The sequence below is a fragment of the Actinomadura physcomitrii genome (assembly GCF_008923205.2).
GTDB classification, from domain to species: Bacteria; Actinomycetota; Actinomycetes; order Streptosporangiales; family Streptosporangiaceae; genus Spirillospora; species Spirillospora physcomitrii.
Genome location: NZ_WBMS02000001.1, coordinates 377,610 through 397,249, shown reverse-complemented (window position 1 = coordinate 397,249; position 19,640 = coordinate 377,610). Strand labels below are relative to the sequence as shown.

23 protein-coding genes, 1 pseudogene and 1 riboswitch are annotated in these 19,640 nt (G+C 71.9%); of the genes and pseudogenes, 16 read left to right on the top strand and 8 right to left on the bottom strand.

Annotation, left to right across the window (positions count from 1 at the left end; translation table 11 throughout):
- The first annotated feature begins 48 nt into the window (after positions 1 to 48).
- Genes F8568_RS01865 through F8568_RS01855 form a run of 3 tightly spaced genes read left to right on the top strand, consistent with a single transcriptional unit; the run spans position 49 to position 3,778 of the window.
- Positions 49 to 1,197 carry a right-handed parallel beta-helix repeat-containing protein gene (locus tag F8568_RS01865; protein WP_151590477.1) on the top strand — a complete coding sequence of 383 codons (1,149 nt, stop codon included), beginning with the start codon at positions 49 to 51 and terminating at the stop codon, positions 1,195 to 1,197.
- 36 nt (positions 1,198 to 1,233) lie between these two features.
- The gene (locus F8568_RS50120; protein WP_160573470.1) at positions 1,234 to 2,397 is read left to right on the top strand and encodes a right-handed parallel beta-helix repeat-containing protein; all 1,164 of its coding nucleotides are present in this window, start codon (positions 1,234 to 1,236) and stop codon (positions 2,395 to 2,397) included.
- Between the two features lie 52 nt (positions 2,398 to 2,449).
- The gene (locus F8568_RS01855) at positions 2,450 to 3,778 is read left to right on the top strand and encodes a UDP-glucose dehydrogenase family protein (RefSeq protein WP_151590469.1); all 1,329 of its coding nucleotides are present in this window, start codon (positions 2,450 to 2,452) and stop codon (positions 3,776 to 3,778) included.
- 85 nt (positions 3,779 to 3,863) lie between these two features.
- A riboswitch (guanidine-III (ykkC-III) riboswitch) is annotated at positions 3,864 to 3,929 on the top strand.
- A gap of 50 nt (positions 3,930 to 3,979) precedes the next feature.
- Here the strand turns inward: F8568_RS01855 and F8568_RS01850 are convergent.
- Complete coding sequence (locus F8568_RS01850) at positions 3,980 to 4,087, bottom strand: DUF397 domain-containing protein (protein WP_328600672.1); 108 nt, start codon at positions 4,085 to 4,087, stop codon at positions 3,980 to 3,982.
- Between the two features lie 180 nt (positions 4,088 to 4,267).
- Here F8568_RS01850 and hisS point away from each other — a divergent pair, with 180 nt between their 5' ends.
- From hisS to F8568_RS01820, 7 genes are all read left to right on the top strand, one after another.
- Entirely contained in the window at positions 4,268 to 5,584 is a 1,317-nt protein-coding gene (gene hisS / locus F8568_RS01845) for a histidine--tRNA ligase (protein WP_151590466.1), read from the top strand.
- A 38-nt stretch (positions 5,585 to 5,622) separates the two neighbouring features.
- Positions 5,623 to 5,886 (top strand): hypothetical protein, encoded by a 264-nt coding sequence (locus tag F8568_RS46505; protein ID WP_202124359.1) that lies wholly within the window; start codon positions 5,623 to 5,625, stop codon positions 5,884 to 5,886.
- Between the two features lie 43 nt (positions 5,887 to 5,929).
- Positions 5,930 to 6,235 carry a hypothetical protein gene (locus F8568_RS46500; protein ID WP_202124358.1) on the top strand — a complete coding sequence of 102 codons (306 nt, stop codon included), beginning with the start codon at positions 5,930 to 5,932 and terminating at the stop codon, positions 6,233 to 6,235.
- 153 nt (positions 6,236 to 6,388) lie between these two features.
- Entirely contained in the window at positions 6,389 to 7,174 is a 786-nt protein-coding gene (locus tag F8568_RS01835) for a sporulation protein (protein ID WP_151590463.1), read from the top strand.
- A gap of 78 nt (positions 7,175 to 7,252) precedes the next feature.
- Complete coding sequence (locus F8568_RS01830; protein ID WP_151590459.1) at positions 7,253 to 8,728, top strand: hypothetical protein; 1,476 nt, start codon at positions 7,253 to 7,255, stop codon at positions 8,726 to 8,728.
- 53 nt (positions 8,729 to 8,781) lie between these two features.
- A complete protein-coding gene (locus F8568_RS01825; RefSeq protein WP_151590455.1) occupies positions 8,782 to 9,537 on the top strand; it encodes an SDR family oxidoreductase in 756 nt (251 codons plus the stop codon).
- Between the two features lie 98 nt (positions 9,538 to 9,635).
- Entirely contained in the window at positions 9,636 to 11,036 is a 1,401-nt protein-coding gene (locus tag F8568_RS01820; RefSeq protein WP_151590453.1) for a hypothetical protein, read from the top strand.
- Between the two features lie 9 nt (positions 11,037 to 11,045).
- Here F8568_RS01820 and F8568_RS01815 read toward each other — a convergent pair whose 3' ends face one another.
- On the bottom strand, positions 11,046 to 11,666 hold the full coding sequence (locus tag F8568_RS01815; protein WP_151590449.1) for a rhomboid family intramembrane serine protease: 621 nt from the start codon (positions 11,664 to 11,666) through the stop codon (positions 11,046 to 11,048).
- Positions 11,667 to 11,773: 107 nt separating this feature from the next.
- Between F8568_RS01815 and F8568_RS01810 the strand changes: the two genes are divergently transcribed.
- Positions 11,774 to 12,700 (top strand): NADPH:quinone oxidoreductase family protein, encoded by a 927-nt coding sequence (locus tag F8568_RS01810; RefSeq protein WP_151590444.1) that lies wholly within the window; start codon positions 11,774 to 11,776, stop codon positions 12,698 to 12,700.
- Between the two features lie 34 nt (positions 12,701 to 12,734).
- A pseudogene (locus tag F8568_RS01805) lies at positions 12,735 to 12,977 on the top strand (GntR family transcriptional regulator); the annotation flags it as partial.
- Positions 12,978 to 13,150: 173 nt separating this feature from the next.
- Here the strand turns inward: F8568_RS01805 and F8568_RS01800 are convergent.
- Both F8568_RS01800 and F8568_RS01795 read right to left on the bottom strand, forming a co-directional pair.
- Entirely contained in the window at positions 13,151 to 13,549 is a 399-nt protein-coding gene (locus F8568_RS01800) for a cupin domain-containing protein (RefSeq protein ID WP_151590440.1), read from the bottom strand.
- A 77-nt stretch (positions 13,550 to 13,626) separates the two neighbouring features.
- Positions 13,627 to 13,956 carry a WhiB family transcriptional regulator gene (locus F8568_RS01795; protein ID WP_151590437.1) on the bottom strand — a complete coding sequence of 110 codons (330 nt, stop codon included), beginning with the start codon at positions 13,954 to 13,956 and terminating at the stop codon, positions 13,627 to 13,629.
- A 160-nt stretch (positions 13,957 to 14,116) separates the two neighbouring features.
- Here F8568_RS01795 and F8568_RS01790 point away from each other — a divergent pair, with 160 nt between their 5' ends.
- The gene (locus tag F8568_RS01790) at positions 14,117 to 14,566 is read left to right on the top strand and encodes a GNAT family N-acetyltransferase (RefSeq protein ID WP_151590689.1); all 450 of its coding nucleotides are present in this window, start codon (positions 14,117 to 14,119) and stop codon (positions 14,564 to 14,566) included.
- Between the two features lie 123 nt (positions 14,567 to 14,689).
- Here the strand turns inward: F8568_RS01790 and F8568_RS01785 are convergent, their stop codons facing one another.
- The 3 genes from F8568_RS01785 to F8568_RS01775 form a co-directional block, all read right to left on the bottom strand.
- Positions 14,690 to 14,932, bottom strand: coding sequence for a hypothetical protein (locus F8568_RS01785; protein WP_151590434.1), 243 nt, complete (start codon positions 14,930 to 14,932; stop codon positions 14,690 to 14,692).
- A complete protein-coding gene (locus F8568_RS01780) occupies positions 14,920 to 15,138 on the bottom strand; it encodes a hypothetical protein (protein WP_151590432.1) in 219 nt (72 codons plus the stop codon). Before F8568_RS01780 ends, F8568_RS01785 begins: the two co-directional genes overlap by 13 nt.
- Positions 15,139 to 15,464: 326 nt before the next feature.
- Entirely contained in the window at positions 15,465 to 16,004 is a 540-nt protein-coding gene (locus F8568_RS01775; protein ID WP_151590428.1) for a hypothetical protein, read from the bottom strand.
- A gap of 376 nt (positions 16,005 to 16,380) precedes the next feature.
- On the opposite strand from F8568_RS01775, the gene F8568_RS01770 reads away from it, so the two are divergent.
- Positions 16,381 to 17,010 (top strand): HNH endonuclease family protein, encoded by a 630-nt coding sequence (locus F8568_RS01770; protein ID WP_151590426.1) that lies wholly within the window; start codon positions 16,381 to 16,383, stop codon positions 17,008 to 17,010.
- Between the two features lie 48 nt (positions 17,011 to 17,058).
- Here F8568_RS01770 and F8568_RS01765 read toward each other — a convergent pair whose 3' ends face one another.
- Positions 17,059 to 17,370 carry a hypothetical protein gene (locus F8568_RS01765; protein WP_151590423.1) on the bottom strand — a complete coding sequence of 104 codons (312 nt, stop codon included), beginning with the start codon at positions 17,368 to 17,370 and terminating at the stop codon, positions 17,059 to 17,061.
- Between the two features lie 128 nt (positions 17,371 to 17,498).
- Here F8568_RS01765 and F8568_RS01760 point away from each other — a divergent pair, with 128 nt between their 5' ends.
- Entirely contained in the window at positions 17,499 to 17,909 is a 411-nt protein-coding gene (locus tag F8568_RS01760; protein WP_202124357.1) for a hypothetical protein, read from the top strand.
- A 123-nt stretch (positions 17,910 to 18,032) separates the two neighbouring features.
- Positions 18,033 to 19,550, top strand: a complete 1,518-nt coding sequence (locus F8568_RS01755; protein ID WP_328600670.1) for a CYTH and CHAD domain-containing protein — start codon at positions 18,033 to 18,035, stop codon at positions 19,548 to 19,550.
- Positions 19,551 to 19,640 lie beyond the last annotated feature (90 nt).

The following is a 19,640-nucleotide window of genomic DNA, read 5'->3' as shown; positions in this document are numbered from 1 at the left end:
CACGGCGGCACGACGCACCAGAGCGGTCATCCAAGGAGTAGTTCGGCAATGACGATCAAGATCGATGTCAAGTTCATCATCGGCCTCGTGGTCGGCGCGCTGGTCGCGGCGGGGCTGGTGCTGATCTTCACCACCGGCGGCGGGGGTGACTCGAAGAAGACCTCCGCGGACGGCAAGATCAGCCCCGCCCCGCAGAACGGCGGCGACCAGGGCGGTGACCAGGGCTCGGACGGCGGCGACGGCGGCTCCGGCGGCGGCGCGCAGGCCGGCGCGCCGCTGACGCTGCCCGTCCCGGACGGCGGCGGGAAGGTCGCCTGCCCGAAGCCGACCAAGACCGTCAGCGACGCGAACTCGCTCCAGCAGGCGCTGAAGGGCGCGCAGGCCGGCGACGTCATCAAGATGAACCCCGGCAAGTACGTCGGCAAGTTCGTCGCGACGGCGTCCGGCACGCAGCAGCAGCCGATCTTCCTGTGCGGGGAGCAGGGGTCGATCATCGACGGCGGCGGCGTGAAGAAGGGCTACGGCTTCCACCTGGACAAGGCGAACTACTGGCGGCTGATCGGCTTCACCATCCAGAACAGCCAGAAGGGCGTCGTCGGCGACACCACGAACGGCTCGATCATCCAGGGCCTGACCGTGCACGACATCGGCGACGAGGCCATCCACGTGCGGGACTTCTCCACCGGCAACACCATCCAGTACAACAAGATCTTCAACACCGGGCTGCGGCGCGAGAAGTTCGGCGAGGGCGTGTACCTCGGCACCGCGCAGTCCAACTTCAAGTCGGTCTCCGACGGCAAGGTCGACAACAGCGACAACAACGTGGTCCGCGGCAACGTCATCCGGGCCACCGCGGAGGCGATCGACATCAAGGAGGGCACGAAGGGCGGCAAGATCCTGAACAACGTGTTCGACGGGTCGAAGACCGGCGGCGACAAGCACAACGACTCGTGGGTGGACGTCAAGGGCAACGGCTACCTGATCGAGGGCAACAAGGGCGACAAGACGCCCGCGGACGGCTTCCAGGTGCACCAGATCATGGACGGCTGGGGCACCGGCAACACCTTCCGCAACAACACGATCAACCTGGACGGCGGCAACGGCGTCGGCATCAACGACACCGTCGGCGGCAACACGATCGCCTGCAACAACAAGGTGACCGGCGGCCAGCTCACCAAGAAGGGCAAGTGCTCCTGACGCGCGGGGGCGCGTGAGCGGGGACGGGGGTGAACAGTGAAGATCGATGTGAAGTTCGCCGGGGTGCTGGTCGTGGGGGCCGTCGCCACGAGCGCGGTGGTCGTGCTGGCCACCCAGGGCGGCGGCGGCAAGTCCGAGGACACCGCGGGGACCGACCCGTTGCCGGGGACGGGTCCGGTCGCGCCCGCCGGCACGGGGGACGGAGCCGGCGCCGGGGCGGGCGCCGGGGCCGGGGCGGGCGCCGGGTCCGGCACGGGCGGCGGGATCGGGCAGCCCGCGCCGGCGATGCCGCTCCCCTCGTCGTACCGGCGGATCGCGTGCCCGAAGGCGACCGTCACCGTGCACGGCGCCGTCCAGCTGCAGGAGAAGCTGAACACGGCGGCGCCCGGTGACGTCATCCGGCTGGCGCCGGGCCGCTACGCCGGCCAGTACTCCAGCCAGAAGTCCGGCACCCAGGCCAAGCCGATCTTCGTGTGCGGCACGCCGCAGTCGGTGCTGGACGGCGGCGCCATGTCCAAGGGCTACGGCTTCCACCTGGAGAACGCCGCGTTCTGGCGGCTGATCGGCTTCACCGTCACCCGCAGCCAGAAGGGCGTCATGCTCGACGGCACCAGCGGGACGGTCGTGCAGGGGCTGAACGTCCACGACGTGGGCGACGAGGCGATCCACCTGCGCAACTTCAGCACCGGCAACGCGGTGCAGTACAACACCATCACCCGTACGGGCCGCGACAACCCGCGCTTCGGCGAGGGCGTGTACCTCGGCTCGTCGCACAACAACTGGGGCCAGCTCACCCAGGGGAAGCCGGACGCCAGCGACGCCAACCTCGTCGCCGGGAACCGGATCATCGCCACCGCCGAGGCGGTGGACATCAAGGAGGGCACGTCCGGCGGGCGGCTCGTCGGGAACGTCTTCGACGGCTCGCAGCTCTCCGGGGACGGCGTCAACGACTCGTGGGTCGACGCGAAGGGCAACGGCTACGTCATCGAGGGGAACCGCGGGGCCCACACGGTCAAGGACGGTTTCCAGACCCACGAGGAGTACAAGGGCTGGGGGACCGGCAACGTCTTCCGCCGCAACGTCATCGACCTGGGCGGCGCCAAGGGCGTCGGGATCTTCCTCGGTTCGGACGGCAACACGGTCGCCTGCGACAACAGGGTCTCCGGCGGCGAACTGACCAACAAGGGCAAGTGCTCCTAGAGCCATCGGGAGCCCGTCTCTTCCGTCAGCTGTTTGAGAAGGAGAAAGTGCAATGAACCAGGCGGAGTCCCCGCGGCTCACCGTCATCGGCACCGGCTACCTCGGCGCCACCCACGCGATCTGCATGGCCGTGCTGGGCTTCGAGGTCCTCGGTGTGGACGTCGACCAGGGAAAGATCGACCGGCTCGCGTCCGGTGAGGTGCCGTTCTTCGAGCCAGGCCTGCCGGAGCTGCTCACCAAGGCGCTGGAGTCCGGACGGCTGCGCTTCACCACCTCGTTCGAGGAGGCCGGCGAGTTCGGCGACGTCCACTTCCTGTGCGTGGGCACCCCGCAGCGGCCGGGGTCGGACGCCGCCGACCTCACCTACGTGGAGGCGGCGGTGCGGGCGCTCGCCCCGAACCTGACCCGGCGCGCGCTGGTCGTCGGCAAGTCGACGGTGCCGGTCGGCACGGCCAAGCGCATCACCGGCGTCATCCAGGACCTCGCCCCGGCGGGCGAGGAGGTCGAGCTGGCGTGGAACCCCGAGTTCCTGCGCGAGGGCTTCGCCGTGGACGACACGATGCGCCCGGACCGGCTGGTGTTCGGCGTCGCGTCCGACTGGGCGCTGGAGCGGCTGGAGGCCGCGTTCAAACCGATCCTGGACCTCGGCACGCCGGTGGTGCGCACCGACCTCGCGACCGCCGAGCTGGTGAAGGTCGCCGCGAACTCCTTCCTCGCCACGAAGATCTCCTACATCAACGCGATGGCGGAGGTCTGCGAGGCGGTCGGCGCCGACATCAAGCACCTCGCCGACTCGCTCGCCCTCGACGACCGGATCGGCGGCAAGTTCCTCAAGCCCGGCCTCGGCTTCGGCGGCGGCTGCCTGCCGAAGGACATCCGGGCGTTCGCGCACCGCGCGGAGGAGCTCGGCGTCGGGCAGGCCGTGTCGTTCCTGCGCGAGGTCGACGACATCAACCGGCGGCGGCGCGCCCGCACCGTCGACCTCGTCCGGGAGATGCTCGGCGGGATCTCCGGCAAGCGGATCGCGGCGTGGGGCGCGGCGTTCAAGCCGAACTCCGACGACATCCGGGACGCGCCCGCGCTGGACGTGGCGCGCACCATGCACGGGCTCGGCGGGCACGTCCGGGTGTTCGACCCGGCGGCGCTGGACAACGCGCGGCGCGCGTTCCCGGAGCTGCGCTACGGCGACAGCGCGTTCGACGTCGCGCGGGACGCCGACGTGGTCGTGCTGCTGACCGAGTGGTCGGACTTCAAGGAGATCGAGCCGGACGCGCTGGCGCAGGTCGTCAAGCACAAGCGGATCGTGGACGGCCGGCACGCGCTGGACGCCGAGAAGTGGCGCGCGGCGGGCTGGGAGTACCGCGCCCTGGGACGCTCCTGAGGCCGCGTTTTACACGTCCCCACGTTCCCGCCGGTGACGCAGCCCACCGGCGGGAACACCCCGCACAGCGGGACCGTTGACGCGGGATGAGGGCCCCGGCGAGCCCTCCCGGACGAGGTGCGCCGTACCCGGAAAGCGAAGACGACGCGGGGACGCTCGGTGGCCTCGGCGGCACTGCCGCCGAGGCCACCGAGCGCAAGATCAGGGTCGCAGGTCTCCGGCCCTGACCCGAGCCACCAGGCTCGCGAACATGGACCGGTCGAGCGCGAGATGACCTGCCTCGGGGTCCTTGCTGTCCCGAACGCCCACAACGGCGCCACGTCCGCGCCTTCCAGGTCGCAGGCCCGCCGGTCGCCGATCGGCAACTGGACGTCGCGCAGGCGGGCGAGCCGCCGGTGCCCCCGTCCGGCCTGGACTCCCCGTGCGGCGGGGGCCGCTCCATTACGTTGGTGGGCACGTGGCCACATCGGAGCAAGTGAAAGGACCTTCATGGCGTCGCAGCAGTTCGAGCCGCCATCGGGCACGCGGGATTTCCTCGCGTCCGACCTGCGCCAGCGCGAGCGGGTCTTCCAGGCGGCACGGTCGGTGTTCGAGCAGTACGGCTTCGAGCCGTTGCAGACTCCGGCGTTCGAGCGCCTGGAGACCCTGACCGGCAAGTACGGCGACGAGGGCGACAAGCTCATCTTCAAGATACTCAAGCGGGGCGTGCACGAGGGGTCCGGTGAAGCGGACATGGCGCTGCGCTACGACCAGACCGTCCCGCTGGCACGGGTGGTCGCCGCCTACGGCAGCCGGCTCCCCACCCCGTACAAGCGGTACGTCATCGGGCCGGTATGGCGGGCCGACCGGCCCGGCAAGGGCCGCTTCCGCGAGTTCACCCAGTGCGACATCGACATCGTGGGGTCGTCCTCTCCGCTGGTGGAGTCGGAATTGGTGTGCGCGGGCGCCGACGCCCTCGACGCCATGGGCGTCAAGGACTTCACGATCCTGATCAACAGCCGCAAGGCGCTGACCGGCCTCATGCGGGTGTACGGCGTCCCCGCGGACCGAGCGGCGGGCGCTCTGATCACGCTCGACAAGCTGGACAAGCAGGCGCCGCCATCGGTGGTCGCCGAACTGGTGGACACGCGCGGCCTGGAGCGGAGCACCGCCGAGAACCTGGTCGGCGACGTCACCGCCGACGACGCCGTGGACCGGATGCGCAAGGAGCTCAAGAACAACCCGGAGGGCGCCGAGGGCCTGGGCGAAATCGACCGGTTGCTGGAGCTGGCCGGTCCTTACGTGGGCGAGAACCGGATCCGGTTCGCGCCGAACCTGGTCCGGGGCCTGGACTACTACACGGGGGCGATCTGGGAAGTGGTCGCCCCGGGGATGCCCGGCTCGATCGCCAGCGGCGGCCGGTACGACCATCTGATCCAGGCCATGGGCGGCCCGGACGTCACCGCATGCGGCTTCTCGATCGGGGTGGAGCGGATCATCGGCGCCGCCGGCACCGCCGAAGATGAGGCGGACCGTATCGACGTCGCGGTCACGGTGATGAACGAGGCTTACCTCGCGGATGCGTTCGGGTTCGCGCAGGACCTTCGCCGGGCGGGCCAGCGGGCCGAGGTGTTCCTCGGCTCGACGCGAAAGCTGAGCAAACAGCTCAAATGGGCGGCCGACCGACGCGCCCGCTTCGCGCTGCTCCAGGGCGACAGCGAGCACTCCGACGGGGCGGCCACGATCCGGGACATGCAGACCGGCGACCAAGAGCGGGTTTCGGTCGGCGACCTCGTGACGGCCTTGCATCAAAAGCTCAGGATGTAGGTGCAGTCAGCACCCGCCAGACAGCCAGGAGGCAGACCGTGGGCGTGCAAGCAGAGCGTGTCTTCACAGCCATCGCCGAACGGGGGTATCCCGACCCCTGGGCGGCGTTCGGCGACCACCTGTCGTGGGAGGCGGCCCTGTCGGTCCAGCTCAAGGACCGCATCGACGCCGCCCGCAAGGAGCCGGGCGGCCCCGCCGCCGGCGAGGCCTTGGCACTGTTCGAGCGCAAAGCGGCGAACCTGGAGGCCGCCGACGCGCTGCTCGCCACCGCCACCGCCGAGTACGACGCCTCGGGCATGTGAGACGTCCTCGACGAGCGGGCGGCCCCGCCTGGACGTGGCCGACATGACCGAGCGCTGGGCCCGGGGCCTCGTCCATCATCCGTTCCCGATCGCCCTGGAGTCCCTGAGGTTCAACTGGGGCTACATGAAGGAGCACGGCGTCCGGGCGTTCTATGAGATGACCGCACGCTACGTCTCCGACCTGGCCGACAGCAACACCCGCTGGCGGGAGGCGTTCGAGGCCGAACGCGCGACCGGCGTCATCGACCGCATCACCACCGTGGAAGCCGACCTCGTCAGCGAGGAGGCGCCGATGCACTGCGACATATGCCAGAAGACGATCACGGCGCTGCTGTATCTGGCCGGCTGAGCCGGATCCCCCGCTGGGCGGGTGCCATCGCAGCTTGGCCGGTGGGGGCCACTGATTCGCCTTACGACCTGCCGTACTGGAACGTACGCTCCCGTAAGCGCGTCTATGGGACGACGGGAGCACCGGGGGTGCTCGGACACAGGAGGATTCACGTTGGTCTTCAAGAAGCTGCGGCAGGCGATGGGCATCGGCGGGCCCTCGATCGAGACGACGCTGCACGACCCGAACACCACCCCGGGCGGGGTCGTCACCGGTGAGGTCGTCATCATCGGCGGCCAGTACAACTCCGACATCAAGTCGGTGAACCTCGCGCTGCGCACCCGGGTCGAGGTCGAGACCAGCGACAGCGAGTACACCTCCAACATCGAGTACTCGAAGATGCCGCTCGCGGGCGGGTTCAAGCTGGAGGAGGGGATGCGGCACAGCGTCCCGTTCCAGTTCCCGATCCCGTGGGAGGCGCCGCTCACCCACATGTACGGGCACCCGCTGCACGGCACCACCGTCGGCATCGCCACCGAACTGGAAGTCGCGGGCGCGCTCGACCCGGGCGACCTCGACCCGATCGCGGTGCACCCGCTGCCCGCGCAGGAGCGCATCCTCGCGGCGTTCTCCAACCTCGGCTTCCACTTCCGCAACGCCGACTGCGAGAAGGGCCGCATCTGGGGCGTCCACCAGGAGCTGCCGTTCTACCAGGAGATCGAGTTCCACCCGCCGCACCAGTACGGGCACGGCATCAAGCAGCTCGAAGTGACGTTCGTGTCGTACCCGCAGTCGATGGAGGTCGTGCTGGAGCTGGACAAGCGCGGCGGCGTCTTCACCGAGGGCCACGACGCGTTCAGCCGCTTCACCGTCGACTACGCGACCGTCGGGCACACCGACTGGGAGCGCGAGCTCGACGGCTTCCTCCAGGAGGCGGGCCGCCGCCGCGGCTTCTTCTAACCCCTGGCCTGGGGGGATGACGCCGGGCCCCTCCGCGGTGTTGATCGCGGAGGGGGTCTGCCCGTAGAAAGGGTTCCCGTGTCCGCTCCCCCTGGCCTCAGCGAGCCGCCCGGCCTCAGCGCCGCCGAACGCCGGCTGTGGGCCGCGTTCCCGACCGGCGCGCGCGTCGTCCTCGGCGACGACCGTCCCGCCGGGCCGCTGCCCGACCGGATCGTCCGCGCGGAGGTCATCAACCGGCTGCTGCTGGGCGCGGGCGAGACGCGGTCGGGGTCGGTCGCGGCGGTGCGGCTGCGCGGCGCGTACGTCACCGGCCGGCTGGACGTGTCCGGCGGCACCGTCGAGCACGAGCTGCGGCTGGAGCGGTGCCGGCTCGTCGAGGGGCCGAGGTTCGCCAACGCCCGCACCCGGCAGCTGCGGTTCGGCGAGTGCCGGATGCCGGGCTTCGACGGCGGCGGGCTGCAGGCCGACGGGTACCTCAGCCTGTCCGGGTCGCGGATCGAGGGCGAGGTGCGGCTGCCGCGCGCGCAGCTGCTCGGCGGCTTCCGGATGAACGGGACCCGCATCACCGCGTCCGACCCGCACAAGTGGGCGCTGTTCAGCGGCGGCCTGGTCGTCGACGTCGGGATGTTCGCGCAGCACGCGGAGATCACCGGCGGGGTCCGGCTCGTCGGCGCGAAGATGAACGGCGGGCTGTTCATGCAGGGCACCGTGCTGTCCAATCCGGGGCGGATCGCGCTGGACGCGCAGAACATGGTGGTCGAGAACGCCTGCGAGTTCAGCGCGGGCTTCCACGCGATCGGGACGGTCCGGCTGCGCAGCGCCCGGTTCAACGGCATCCTGTCGTTCTCCAAGGGGATCCTGGACTCGGGCGACCCGGCGCGGATGGCGCTGCACGCCAGCCACATGGTCTGCGACGAGCTGCTGCTGTGGCCCACGGAGAAGATCAAGGGCCGGGTGTCGCTGTCGTACTCCAAGATCGACCTGATCATGGACCATCCGTCGATCTGGCCGGACGAGCTGTACCTCAACGGCACGACGTACCAGACGCTGCGCGGCGGGGAGTTCAAGGACCGGCTGAGCTGGGTGTCCCGCGACCCGGAGTTCCATCTCCAGCCGTACGAGCAGCTCGCCGCCTGGTACCACGGCATCGGTCACGACGACCTGGCGCGCCGGGTGCAGCTGGCGAAGCTGCGCGCCCGCCGCCGCAAGGCGAACCCGGTGGGCCGGGTGTGGAACCACGTCCTGGACTGGACGGTCGGCTACGGGTACCGGCCGTGGCTGGCGTTCGCGTGGTTCGCGGTGCTGCTCGCCGTCGGAACGCTGGTGTTCTCCCTCGACCCTCCGAAGGGGATCAAGCAGCCGGCGGAGCAGCCGCACTTCCACGCGCTCGTCTACGCCCTGGACCTGCTGATCCCGATCGACACGTTCGGGCAGCAGCAGGCGTTCGACCCGCAGAACTGGTCCCGGTGGGTCGCGTACGCGCTGATCGCGACGGGGTGGGTGCTCGCCACCGCCCTGATCGCCGGGGTCACCCGGGTGCTGCGCCCGAACTGACGCGGCGCTCCGGGCGTCCATCGGGGTAGGGAGTTCGAGGAGAATGGGGCCTCATGGGCACGTATCTGATCACGGGGGCGACCGGCGGCATCGGGACCGCGGTCGCGGAGCTGCTGCGCGAGCGCGGCCACGACCTGGTCCTGGCCGGCCGCTCCCCCGACCGGCTCGGCGAGCTGGCCGGGCGGCTGCGCACCGGCGCCGCGCACGCCGCCACGCAGTCCATCGCGATCGCGCCGGGCGCGCCGCCCGTCGCCGCGTCGGGCGCGTCCATCACCACGGTCCCGCTGGACCTCACCGAGCCGCGGCGGATCGAGGCGGTGCTCGCGGGCGCCGAGCTGCCGGCCCGGCTGGACGGCGTGGTCCACGCGGCGGGGGTCGTCCACCTGTCGCCGGTCGCCGAGCTGGAGGCGGACGAGTGGATGGACCACCTGTCGGTGAACCTGGTGTCGGCCGCCGAGGTGACCCGGCTGCTGCTGCCCGCGCTGCGCGCCGCCGGGGGGCACGTGGTGTTCGTCAACTCGACCGCTGGGCTGCGCGCGAACGCGGAGTGGTCGGCGTACGCGGCGAGCAAGTTCGGGTTGCGCGCGCTCGCCGACTCGCTGCGCGCGGAGGAGCCGTCGCTGCGGGTCACGACGGTCTATCCGGGGCGGACGGCCACGGAGATGCAGCGGAGGGTGCGGGCGCAGGAGGGGCACCCGTACGCCGAGGACGACTTCGCCGCGCCGGGCACGGTGGCGCGGGTGCTGGTCGCCGCGCTGGAGACGCCGCGGGACGCCGTCGTGTCGGACGTGACCGTACGGCCGAACTGATCATTTTCGGACGACCCGGACTTATAGGGATGTCCAAGCATTTCCGATAGATACGCATAACTCGCTTGCCAGCCGCGCGGCCGGGCAGTGCCCGTTGCGTGACGCAGAGTTACTCACGGCCCGAGGACGCCGGCCGCCCGGAACCCGGCGACGGCCCGGAACCCGGCGGCACGCACCGGCCGCCGCCCCGCATACCGCGAACCTGGCGCCGCCTCTGGCTCCCGGCGGTGTGGCCGTCCCGGCGGGTGCGGTTCGCCGACGTCGCGGCGCCGCGCGCGCTCGACCGGTCCCGGACGCGGATGGCGCTGCTCCTCGCCGTCGCGGTCATGCTCGGCTCCGGGCTGTGGCTGCTGCGCTGGTCGGGGAGCGCGGCCACCGCGACGCCGGACACCTTCTGGTACGCGCGCGACGCGCTCCGGTACGCGGGATGGTCGGCGCCCGCCGCCGACCGCACCGCGGCGGAGATCACCTGCAGCGCCCTGATGCGGGGCGATCCGCGCCCGGCGGGCGGCTACGGCAACTGCGTCCGGTACCGGACCGCGCTGCCCGGCACCGCGCCGGTGCGCTTCCAGCGGATCTTCACCTCGCGTCCGGGCTACCCGCTGCTCGCCGTGCCGTTCGTCCGGGCGATGGGCCCGACGGGGTTCGCCGTCGCGACGGCCGCGCTGGGGGTGGCGTGCGGCGTCGCCGCCGTCCTGCTGGCGCTCGCCATCGGGCTGCGTCCCGTCCAGGCCCTCTTGGCGGAGACCCTGTTCTACCTGCTGCCGACGGGTTTCTGGGGCAGCCGCCTGCTCGCCGAGGCGCCCATGATGCTGTGCGTGCTGGCCGCACTGGCGGGCGCCGTGCTGGTGCTGCGCGGGCGGGCCGTGATCGCGGGATCGGCGCTGCTGGCCTGCGCGCTCGCGCTGCTGTGCGTCGTCAAGCCCGCCAACGGCGTCGCGCTGGCCGCCGCGCTCGCCGCGGGCGCCGTGCTGCTGCTCCCGGTCTTCGCGTCGCGGCGGGCGTTCCTCGCCGTCGCCGGCATCGCGGCGCTCGTCCTCGCGGGCAACCTGTGGATCAGCGACGCCCTGCACCTGCCGGGCGTCCACGAGACGCTGCAGGACACCTTCACCCGGCATTTCCGGCGTCCCGACGTGCCCGATCCGTGGCACCGGCTCTCCGGCGCCGTAGGGGACCTGTGGAGCGACGACATCGGCCCGGCGATGCTCGACGACCCGCTGATCCCCGCCGCGTTCCTGCTCGCCGCCGCCGGGCTGGTCGCCCGCGTCCGCTGGGACGCCGCATGGCCGCTCGCCGCCGCCGGGCTCACCGGCGCGGCCGTCGCCTCCATGCACCCGATCGTCAACGAGACGCCGCGGCTGACCATCGCGGCGTGGATCCCGGTCGCCTTCGGGCTGGCCGCCCTCGCCGCGCCCACCGCCGAACGGCCCGACGACCACGTCCACGCCCGGCCCCGGCACGTCGACACGGAGACCGCCGACCTCACGCCCGGCCGGTGACCGCCGACCTCATATCCCGCCGGTCGCCGCGGGCGCCTCGACCCGGCTCCGGCGCAGGAACCACGCGCCCAGCACGCCGCCGATCAGCCCGAACAGGTGCCCCTGCCACGAGATCGTCGGGTCGTTCGGGACGACGCCGACCAGCATCGTCCCGTAGACCGCGACGACCAGCACGGCGATCACGACGTCCAGCACCCGCCGCTCGAAGATCCCGCGCCCGACCAGGTACCCGAAGAACCCGAAGATCAGGATGCTGGACCCGAGGGTGTTCGCCGAACTGAGGAACCACACGCCGAGCCCGCCGACCACGATGATGATCAGGCTCGCGGCCAGGAACTTCGCGATGCCGCGCGCCGCCGCGATGAACCCGAGGATCACGAACGGGATCGTGTTGGCCATCAGGTGCGGGAAGCCCGCGTGCATGAACGGCGCGGTGAAGATGTCCGGAAGGTCGTCGACGTCGTGGGGCTGGATGCCGAACTGGTCCAGCGCGCCGTTGTCGAGCGCGTCGACGCCCTCGAGGACCCACATCAGCACCGTCACCGAGCCGATGAGCACCGCCGCCGACAGCGCGCGCGTGCCGGCCTTGACGAGCCCGTCGGAGCGTTGCCTGTCGGGGGTGTAGCTCATGTCGCCACCGTATGACCGATCGATCCTGCCGTCACCGGGGTCAACGCGCGCGCCCCAGGAGAAGTGCCCGATGGTGAACGTGATTCGGTTTCCGGCATAGTGGACGGATGCGCACTGCGATCTGCGAGGAGCTCGGCTCCGTCGTCGTGAAGGACACCGCCCCGGTCGAGCCCGGCCCCGGCCAGGTCCTGGTCGCCGTCGAGGCGGCCGGGGTCAACTACGTCGACGCCCTGTTCGTCCAGGGCCGCTACCAGATCAAACCGCCGCTCCCGTTCGTGCCCGGCAGCGAGGTCGCCGGCACGCTCCCGGACGGGACGCGTGTCCTCGCCATGTGCGGGCTGGGCGGGTTCGCGTCCCGCGTCGCCGTCCCCGCCGCCGCTGCCGTCCCGATCCCGGACAAGCTGGACGCCCCGCGCGCCGCCACCTTCACCCAGAGCTACTGCACCGCGCTCTTCGCCCTCCGCGACCGCGCCGGCCTCGCCGCCGGCGAGACCGTCCTGGTCCTCGGCGCCGGCGGCGGCGTCGGGCTCGCCGCCGTCCAGGTCGCCACCGCCCTCGGCGCCCGCGTCCTGGCGGTCGCCTCGTCGGAGGAGAAGCGCCGGGCGGCCCTCGCCGCGGGCGCCGACTCCGCCGTCGACCCCACCGACGTCAAGGCCGCCGCCCGCGCCTGGTCGGACGGCGGCGTCGACCTCGTCTACGACCCGGTCGGCGGCGCCCTCGCCGACCCGGCGCTGCGCGCCCTGCGCGACCGCGGCCGCTATGCCGTGATCGGCTTCGCGTCCGGGGACATCCCGTCCCTCCCGCTCAACCAGGTCCTGCTGCGCAACCGCGCGATCGTCGGCGTCGACTGGGGAGCCTGGTCCGCGACGCACCCCGCCGAGCAGCGCGCCCTCCTCGACGAGCTGCTCGCCATGGTGGCCGCGGACCGGCTCGACCCCGTCTCGCCGCGCACGGAGCCGCTCGCGTCCGCGCCGCAGGTGTTGGACGACCTGCTCAACCGGCGCGTCGTCGGCAAGGTCGCCCTGCTGCCCTGACCCCCGGCCGGGCGCGAGACAGTGTCCGGAGGAGGTGGCGTTGGACGCGCGCGAACCCGGTCTCGACCTGCACCTGGAGGTCACGCGCGGCAGCGGCGTGGGGCGCGCGCCGGAGGAGGCGCTGCGCGCGGCGGTGCGGTCGGGACGCCTCGCCCCCGGCACCCGGCTGCCCGGAAGCCGCACCCTCGCCTCCGACCTCGGCATCGCCCGGGGGGCGGTCGTGCAGGTCTACGCCCAGCTGACGGCCGAGGGATGGCTGTCGGGCACGCCCGGATCGGGCACCCGCGTCGCCGGCGCACGAGGCGTCCGCCGCACACCGCGCGGCGCTCGTCATCGGCTTCGCCACCCCTCCCCCGCACGCCTGGCACAACGGCCTGGACGCCCTGGCCGGACCCCTCGACGCGGTCACCGGTCAGGCGAAGACCCCGCCCCGATGAACCCCGTGCGCCATCACGCTTCCGCGCTGGAGGCCGGACGCGGCGCCCGGCGGTCGCGGCGCGCGCGCAGCTCCGCCTCGTCGACGAAGGTCAGCATCGGCTCGCCGGGGACGCCCAGCATGACGATGACGAAGCGGGTCCAGCCGTCGGCGAGGTTGTTGGCGGCCTGGTAGTGGATCGCGTCGCCGCCCGGCTCCCAGAACGCCTCGCCGGCGCGGGCCACCCGCTCGGGCCCGCCCTCCAGCTCGAAGATCATTTCGCCTTCGAGCAGGTAGCCGAAGACGGGGCCGGAGTGGCGGTGCGGCGGCGTGCCCGGGTCCCCGGGAGGCAGCTCGACCGTCGCGGTCATCGCCTCGGCGCCCGAAGGGAGGAAGGGCGGAACCTCATGCATCAATGTGGTGAGAGTGGACATGCCGCCGACGCTAGGACGTCACCGGTTCAGTGAAGTAGTCCACTTCCCGTGCTTTTCGTTGTACCGGTCGGCCCGGCTCAGGCGGCGGAGGCGTGCTCGGACTCGGACGCGTCGCCGCGGACCACGATCACCGGCAGCCGGCGCCGCGCGGGAGCGTCCGCCGTCCGGCGCAGGTAGCGCCGCTCCTCCGGAGTCGTCCCGCCCCAGATGCCGTCGGGCTCGCCCACCCGCAGCGCCCAGGCCAGGCACTCCGCCTTCACCGGGCAGTTCGCGCAGACGGCCTTCGCCGCGTCCATCTGCTCCCGCAGCACCTCCGCCGAGTACCCGATCGGGAAGAACAGGTCGGGGTCGGCGCCGCGGCAGATGGCGTGGTCGGTCCAGTGTTCCTCGTTCTCGTCGTTGTGCATGGCTTTCTCCCTGCGGGGCATGGGTGAGGAGGCCACCGGCGGGTTCGCTCTCGGGGTGGTCTCCACCCAACGTAGTACTACGTGCGGTAGTACTACAAGTCGTTGTGAACATTGCAACTTAGCGTCCGGATAACCTTGTGACGTGCAGCGTGATCAAGAAGTGACCTTCCGCGAGGCGACGGTCGACGATCTACCCCAGATCGTCCGGCTTCTGGCCGACGATCCCCTGGGCGCGACCCGCGAAACACTCGCCGAGGAGATCCCCGACGCCTACGTCGCCGCCTTCTCCGCCATCGAGAAGGACCCCAACAACCACCTCATCGTGGCGGACGTCGCCGGCACCGTCGCCGGCACGCTGCAGCTCACCTACATCCCCGGCCTCACCTACACCGGCGGCGAGCGCGCCCAGATCGAGGGCGTCCGCATCGCCGCCGACGAGCGCGGCCGCGGCCTCGGCCAGACCATGATCAACTGGGCCATCGACCAGGCCCGCGCCCGCGGCTGCCGCGTCGTCCAGCTCACCACCGACCGCCAGCGCCCCGACGCGATCCGCTTCTACCAGAAGATCGGCTTCCGCCCCTCCCACATGGGCATGAAGTACCACCTGTAGTCTGCAAGCCCGGCCCAGAGGGCTCGCCTGGCGGCTCGCCCTCTGACCGTTCTTGGGCGGGCGCGACCTCGCTCCGCGAGCTTCGCGCACGCACGCCGCACGTCATGGCAGGGCGCCACCGGATCACCGCACGACGACACGAACCATGGCACCCCGCCCACCCCGTCCTTCACCCTTATGCTGTCGCCGATATGCGGCGCCCCGGCCGACCGATATGCGGCGCCCCGGCCGACCGATATGCGGCGCCCCGGCCGACGAGACCCGCACCAGCGGCGTCCCGTCGTAGCGCCGCCCGACCGTCCAGCCCGCCGCGTCCAGCTCCACGGCCAGCCGTTCCAGGTGCTCGACCGCCGTCACCACGCCCATGTCACCGCGCCACCGTCGCCCCAGGCCTCCGCGACGACGCCGAGCTCGACATAGTCGACACGCCCCGAAAGCCCAACGGTCACCCGCCGCACCTGCCCCCGTCCCTCCGCGCCGTCGGCCGGGCCGGGGAGGTGCTCGCCGGGCAGGGGGGCGGCGCCGACCCCGACGGCCTCTACTTCTACGGTGCCGCGATGCTCACCATGCAACGCGGTCTGATCTGCGGGTACCTGGGAAGAGCACGCCACCGCCGCCGACCTCCTCGGCGCCGGCATCCAGGCGATGCCCGAAAGCATCCGCGGGTCCGAGTGGGTCGCCTGGTACCGCGTGAAGGCGGCGGCGGCCCGAGCCCTGGCGGGCGACCCGGAACACGCGGTCGCCGACCTGCGGCCGGCCGTCGACATCCTCGCGGCGACGGGCGGTACGAAGAGCCTCCGCGACATCGCTCACGTCCACCGGCTCCTGAAAACCCGCTACCCCGGACACCCTGCCGTCACCGAATGGCCGGCATCCTCCACTGAGCGGACGGCGCTGCTTAGTGTAAGGCTGTCGCTATGGCGCGGGCTATTCGTTCTACGTCGTGCTCGGCGGAGATGTCGTCCAGTCCTATGCCCGCGTCCAGGGCGCCGGGGCGGGAGTAGTCGAAGCCTTCCCAGTCGACGACGATGTCGACGTTCATGACGCGGCAGTACAAGTAGCGGCCGCCCATCGAATAGGCGAAGCCGCCGGGTCCGGGGATCGCCCTCGGGGCGTTCTCGCGCGCTATCCGGAAGCTCATGCATTCGTCCGCGAGGTGCGTGATCTCCTTGACGGGACCGGTGTCCACGACCTGCCGGCCCTCGCGGACGTGGTCGTCCGCGAGCTCGTTCTCAACGTAGGAGGCCTCGGCCTTCGCCTCGGTGATGCTCGTCTCGCGCGTCACCCGGACGGTCAGCAGGCGATTGTGCAGGGAATCGAAGTCCTCCCAGGCGAGGTACTGCTCGTCGGTGCGTGTGTTGAACGGATAGGTCCAGTGCTTTCCGTTGGCGACGTCGGCCGGGATGGAGCCGGAGACCGCGCGTCCGATCTCGGACATCCTCGTGATGAGACCCGCGTGGTCCTTCTCACCGGCTTTGGCAGCGACGCGGAGCGCTGCGGGTGACGTGACGAGCCCGCTAGGCGCCTCTTCGCCCGAATTGACATGGCCCGTTGTCCAGGTGAGGACGGGGAATGCCGCGTTAATGCGTCGGCAGGGGCCGGTGAATTCTTGCGGCGCGGGGGCGGGACGGGGCGATGTCGGCGCAGGTGGGGGGAGGGGTCGACAGGTTTCTACCAAGGCGGGGGTGCGTTCTGGGCAATCAGTGATATTTAACTGAGTTGTCCTGAATGTCACGGTATCGGGGCTGTCGTCCCCGTGCCCTGTTCGGGGAGTCCGATCCCCGCCGGTGGGCGGCCGCAGAAGGGCATCCTCGATGCGACGTCTGCTCCTGTTCCTGCTGCCGGCGGCGCTGGTGGGCGCACTGCTCGTCGCCGTGCAGGCACCGGCGTCCGCGACCCCGCCGAACATCCCGTCCGCCGACACGGCCCGCACCCGGCTCGGTGAGCTGACCGTGGCCGCCGAATCGCACGCCAGCACCTACGACCGCTCGCTGTTCCCCCACTGGATCACCATCTCCGGCGCCTGCAACACGCGGGAGACGGTGCTCAAACGGGACGGGACGAACGTGGGCACCGACTCCTCCTGCTACCCGACGTCCGGGTCCTGGTACTCGCCGTACGACGGCGCCACCTGGACCGACCCGGCCGATCTGGACATCGACCACATGGTGCCGCTCGCCGAGGCTTGGGCGTCCGGCGCCTGGGCCTGGACGACCGCGCACCGCCAGGACTACGCCAACGACCTCGGCGGCCCCGAACTGTGGGCGGTCACCGACAACGTCAACCAGGCCAAGGGCGACAAGGACCCCGCCGAGTGGCAGCCGTCCCGCACCGCCTTCCGCTGCACGTACGCGCGCGCTTGGGTCCAGGTGAAGTGGTACTACGACCTCACCGTGGACAGCGCGGAGAAGAGCGCGCTCACCTCGATGCTCAACGGCTGCTGACCGCGGCGCACAGGGTGCGGGCCTCCGCCCGCACCCCGTGCCGGGCGGTCAGACCGCCGCGGCCGCGAAACCGTAGGCGCCCACCTGGGTGGCGCGGGTCCGGGTGAGGGTGCCGGGAATCACGCGGTCCCCGATTTCGCGCTGGAACTCCTGGAAGGCAGGAGCGGACGGAAGGACGTCGCGGCCGTCCTCGCTGACCACGATGTGCAGGAACGCGTCGCCGTCCAGGCGGAACGCGGTGTAGCGGACGCCGCCGGGGTCGTCGCGCCCCAGCTCCGCCATGACGTTTTCGATCAGCCGCTGGTTCTCGTCGGCGCGCTCGGGGCGGGCCTCGTACCGCACGATGTTGATCTCCTGCATCGCTGGTCCCTTCTTCGGGTCGCTGTCACCTGTACTGACACCGCGGGACGGGTGAAGTGACCGGCTGGGGAGCGACGCGTTCCAGCGCGGTAGCGTCGGCGCCATGCCTCGTGTGCGTCCGGCGACGCGTGCCGATCTGCCCGCGGTCCTGGCCCTGCTGGCGGACGAGGAGAAGGTCGTCGATCCGGCGTCGGTCGTGGTGGGACAAGACGTGGGCGAGCCGGGCGCGGAGCAGCTACCGGCTGCTGCAGGTGACGCCGTCGATGGACGCGCACGGCCTGCACTTCTGCGAGGACACCCTCCGGTCCGTCCTGGACGTCCTGCACCGCCGGCTCGACCTGCCGGACGACGCGCGGCCCCGCCTCGCGGGCGACATGCTGGTCGCGGCGTGGCGGCACGCCCTCGGCGGATGGGCCGCCGAGGCGGCCGACCCGCCGTCGGCGGCCGGGCTCGCCGCCCGGGTCCGCGACGCCATGGCCGCCCTGCCCGGCAGCCTCACGCTGCCCGCCACGCCCCGCGCGGAGGCGGGAGGGCGCTAGCACGGAGGAAGGCCCGGGACGGATTGCAGGCCGCTGAGAATTTCCTTTCCGTTCATCTTGGCGTGGAATGGTGGACATCTGGGTGTGCAAGCCGCCGTTGCAGCCGTCCCGAAGGAGCTGGTCGTGGCCGAAAGGCATCTGGAGATCGAGCAGAAGTACGACGCCCGGGCCGATTTCGTCCTCCCGGAGCTCGGCGGGCTGCCGGGGGTGGCGTCGGCGGCCGAACCAGAGGCCTTCTCTCTGCACGCGAGCTATTTCGACACGGCCGACCTGCGGCTGGCCGCGCACGGGATCACCCTGCGGCGGCGGCGCGGCGGGACGGACGCGGGCTGGCACCTGAAGATGCCCGCCGGCCCGGACGGCAAGGAGGAGCTGCGGGCCCCGCTCGGGCGGCCGGCGGCCGTGCCGGCGCGGCTGGCGGCGCTGGTCGCGGCGTACACGCGCGGCGAGCCGCTGCGTCCGGTGGCGACGCTGGAGACGCGGCGGACCGTCGTCCGGCTGTACGCGGGCGACGGCGCGCTGGTCGCCGAGGTCGCCGACGACCTGGTGACGGGCCGGGACATCCGGCAGGACCCCGAGGCGGACGCCCCGGCGCGGCGCTGGCGGGAGATCGAGGTCGAGCTCGGCACCGGGACCGCTGAGCTGCTGAAGGCGGCGGGAAAGCGGCTGCGGAAGGCGGGGGCGCGGCGGTCGAAGTCGTCGTCGAAGCTCGGCCGGCTGCTGGGCGGGGCGATCGAGCCGCCGCAGGCGGCGCGCGCGCGGGCGGCGCGCAAGGCGCGGCTGGTGGCGGCGATCGACAACGGGAAGGGCCCGGCGACGACGGGCGACGCGGTGATGGCGTATCTCGCGGCGCAGGTCGAGGCCGTCATGCGGTTCGACCCGAAGGCGCGGCTGGGCGAGGAGGACGCCGTGCACCGGATGCGGGTGGCGGTCCGCCGGATCCGCAGCACGCTGAAGGCGTACCGGCCCGTCCTGGCGGAGGAGCGCACGGAGCCGCTCGGGCCGGAGCTGCGGTGGCTCGCGGCGGTGCTGGGCGAGGTCCGCGACCTGGAGGTGCTGCGGATGCGGTTCCAGGAGCGGCTCGGCGGCGCGACCCCCATGTGGCTGGAAGATCTGGCCCGCCAGGAGCGCGCCGCCTACAGGCGGATGAACGCGGCCCTCAAGGAGCCCCGGTACTTCGCGTTGCTGGACGAGCTGGATCGTCTCATCGCGGAGCCGCCGCTGGGGCAGGCGGCCGAGCGCAAGGCGCGCAAGGAACTGCCCGGCCTGGTGACGCGGTCATGGGACCGCATGGCGCGCGCGTACGCGTCCATAGCGATCGCCGAGGACGCGGAGGTCGCGCGCCACGAGACCCGTAAGGCGGCCAAGCGCGCGCGGTACGCCGCCGAACTCGCCATCCCCGTTCTGGGGGTGGCGGCCAAGCGGGTGGCGAAGGACGCCAAGCGCATCCAGGAGGTGCTGGGCGGCTACCAGGACGGCGTCATCGCGATGGAGCACCTCAAGGCCGCCGCCGCGCGCGCACGGAACACCTCCGAGGCGTTCGACCTGGGCGTCCTGTACGGCTGGGAGCGCTGCGAGGCGGAAACCGCCCAAGCCCACCTACCGGTCACCTGGTCCCAGACCCTAGGCCCCGCCTTCTGACGCTGACTTGTGGCGGGGGGGGGGGGGGGGGCGCCCGGGGAACACCACACCCCCCCCCCAAACACCCCGGGTGGGGGGGGGGGGGGGGGG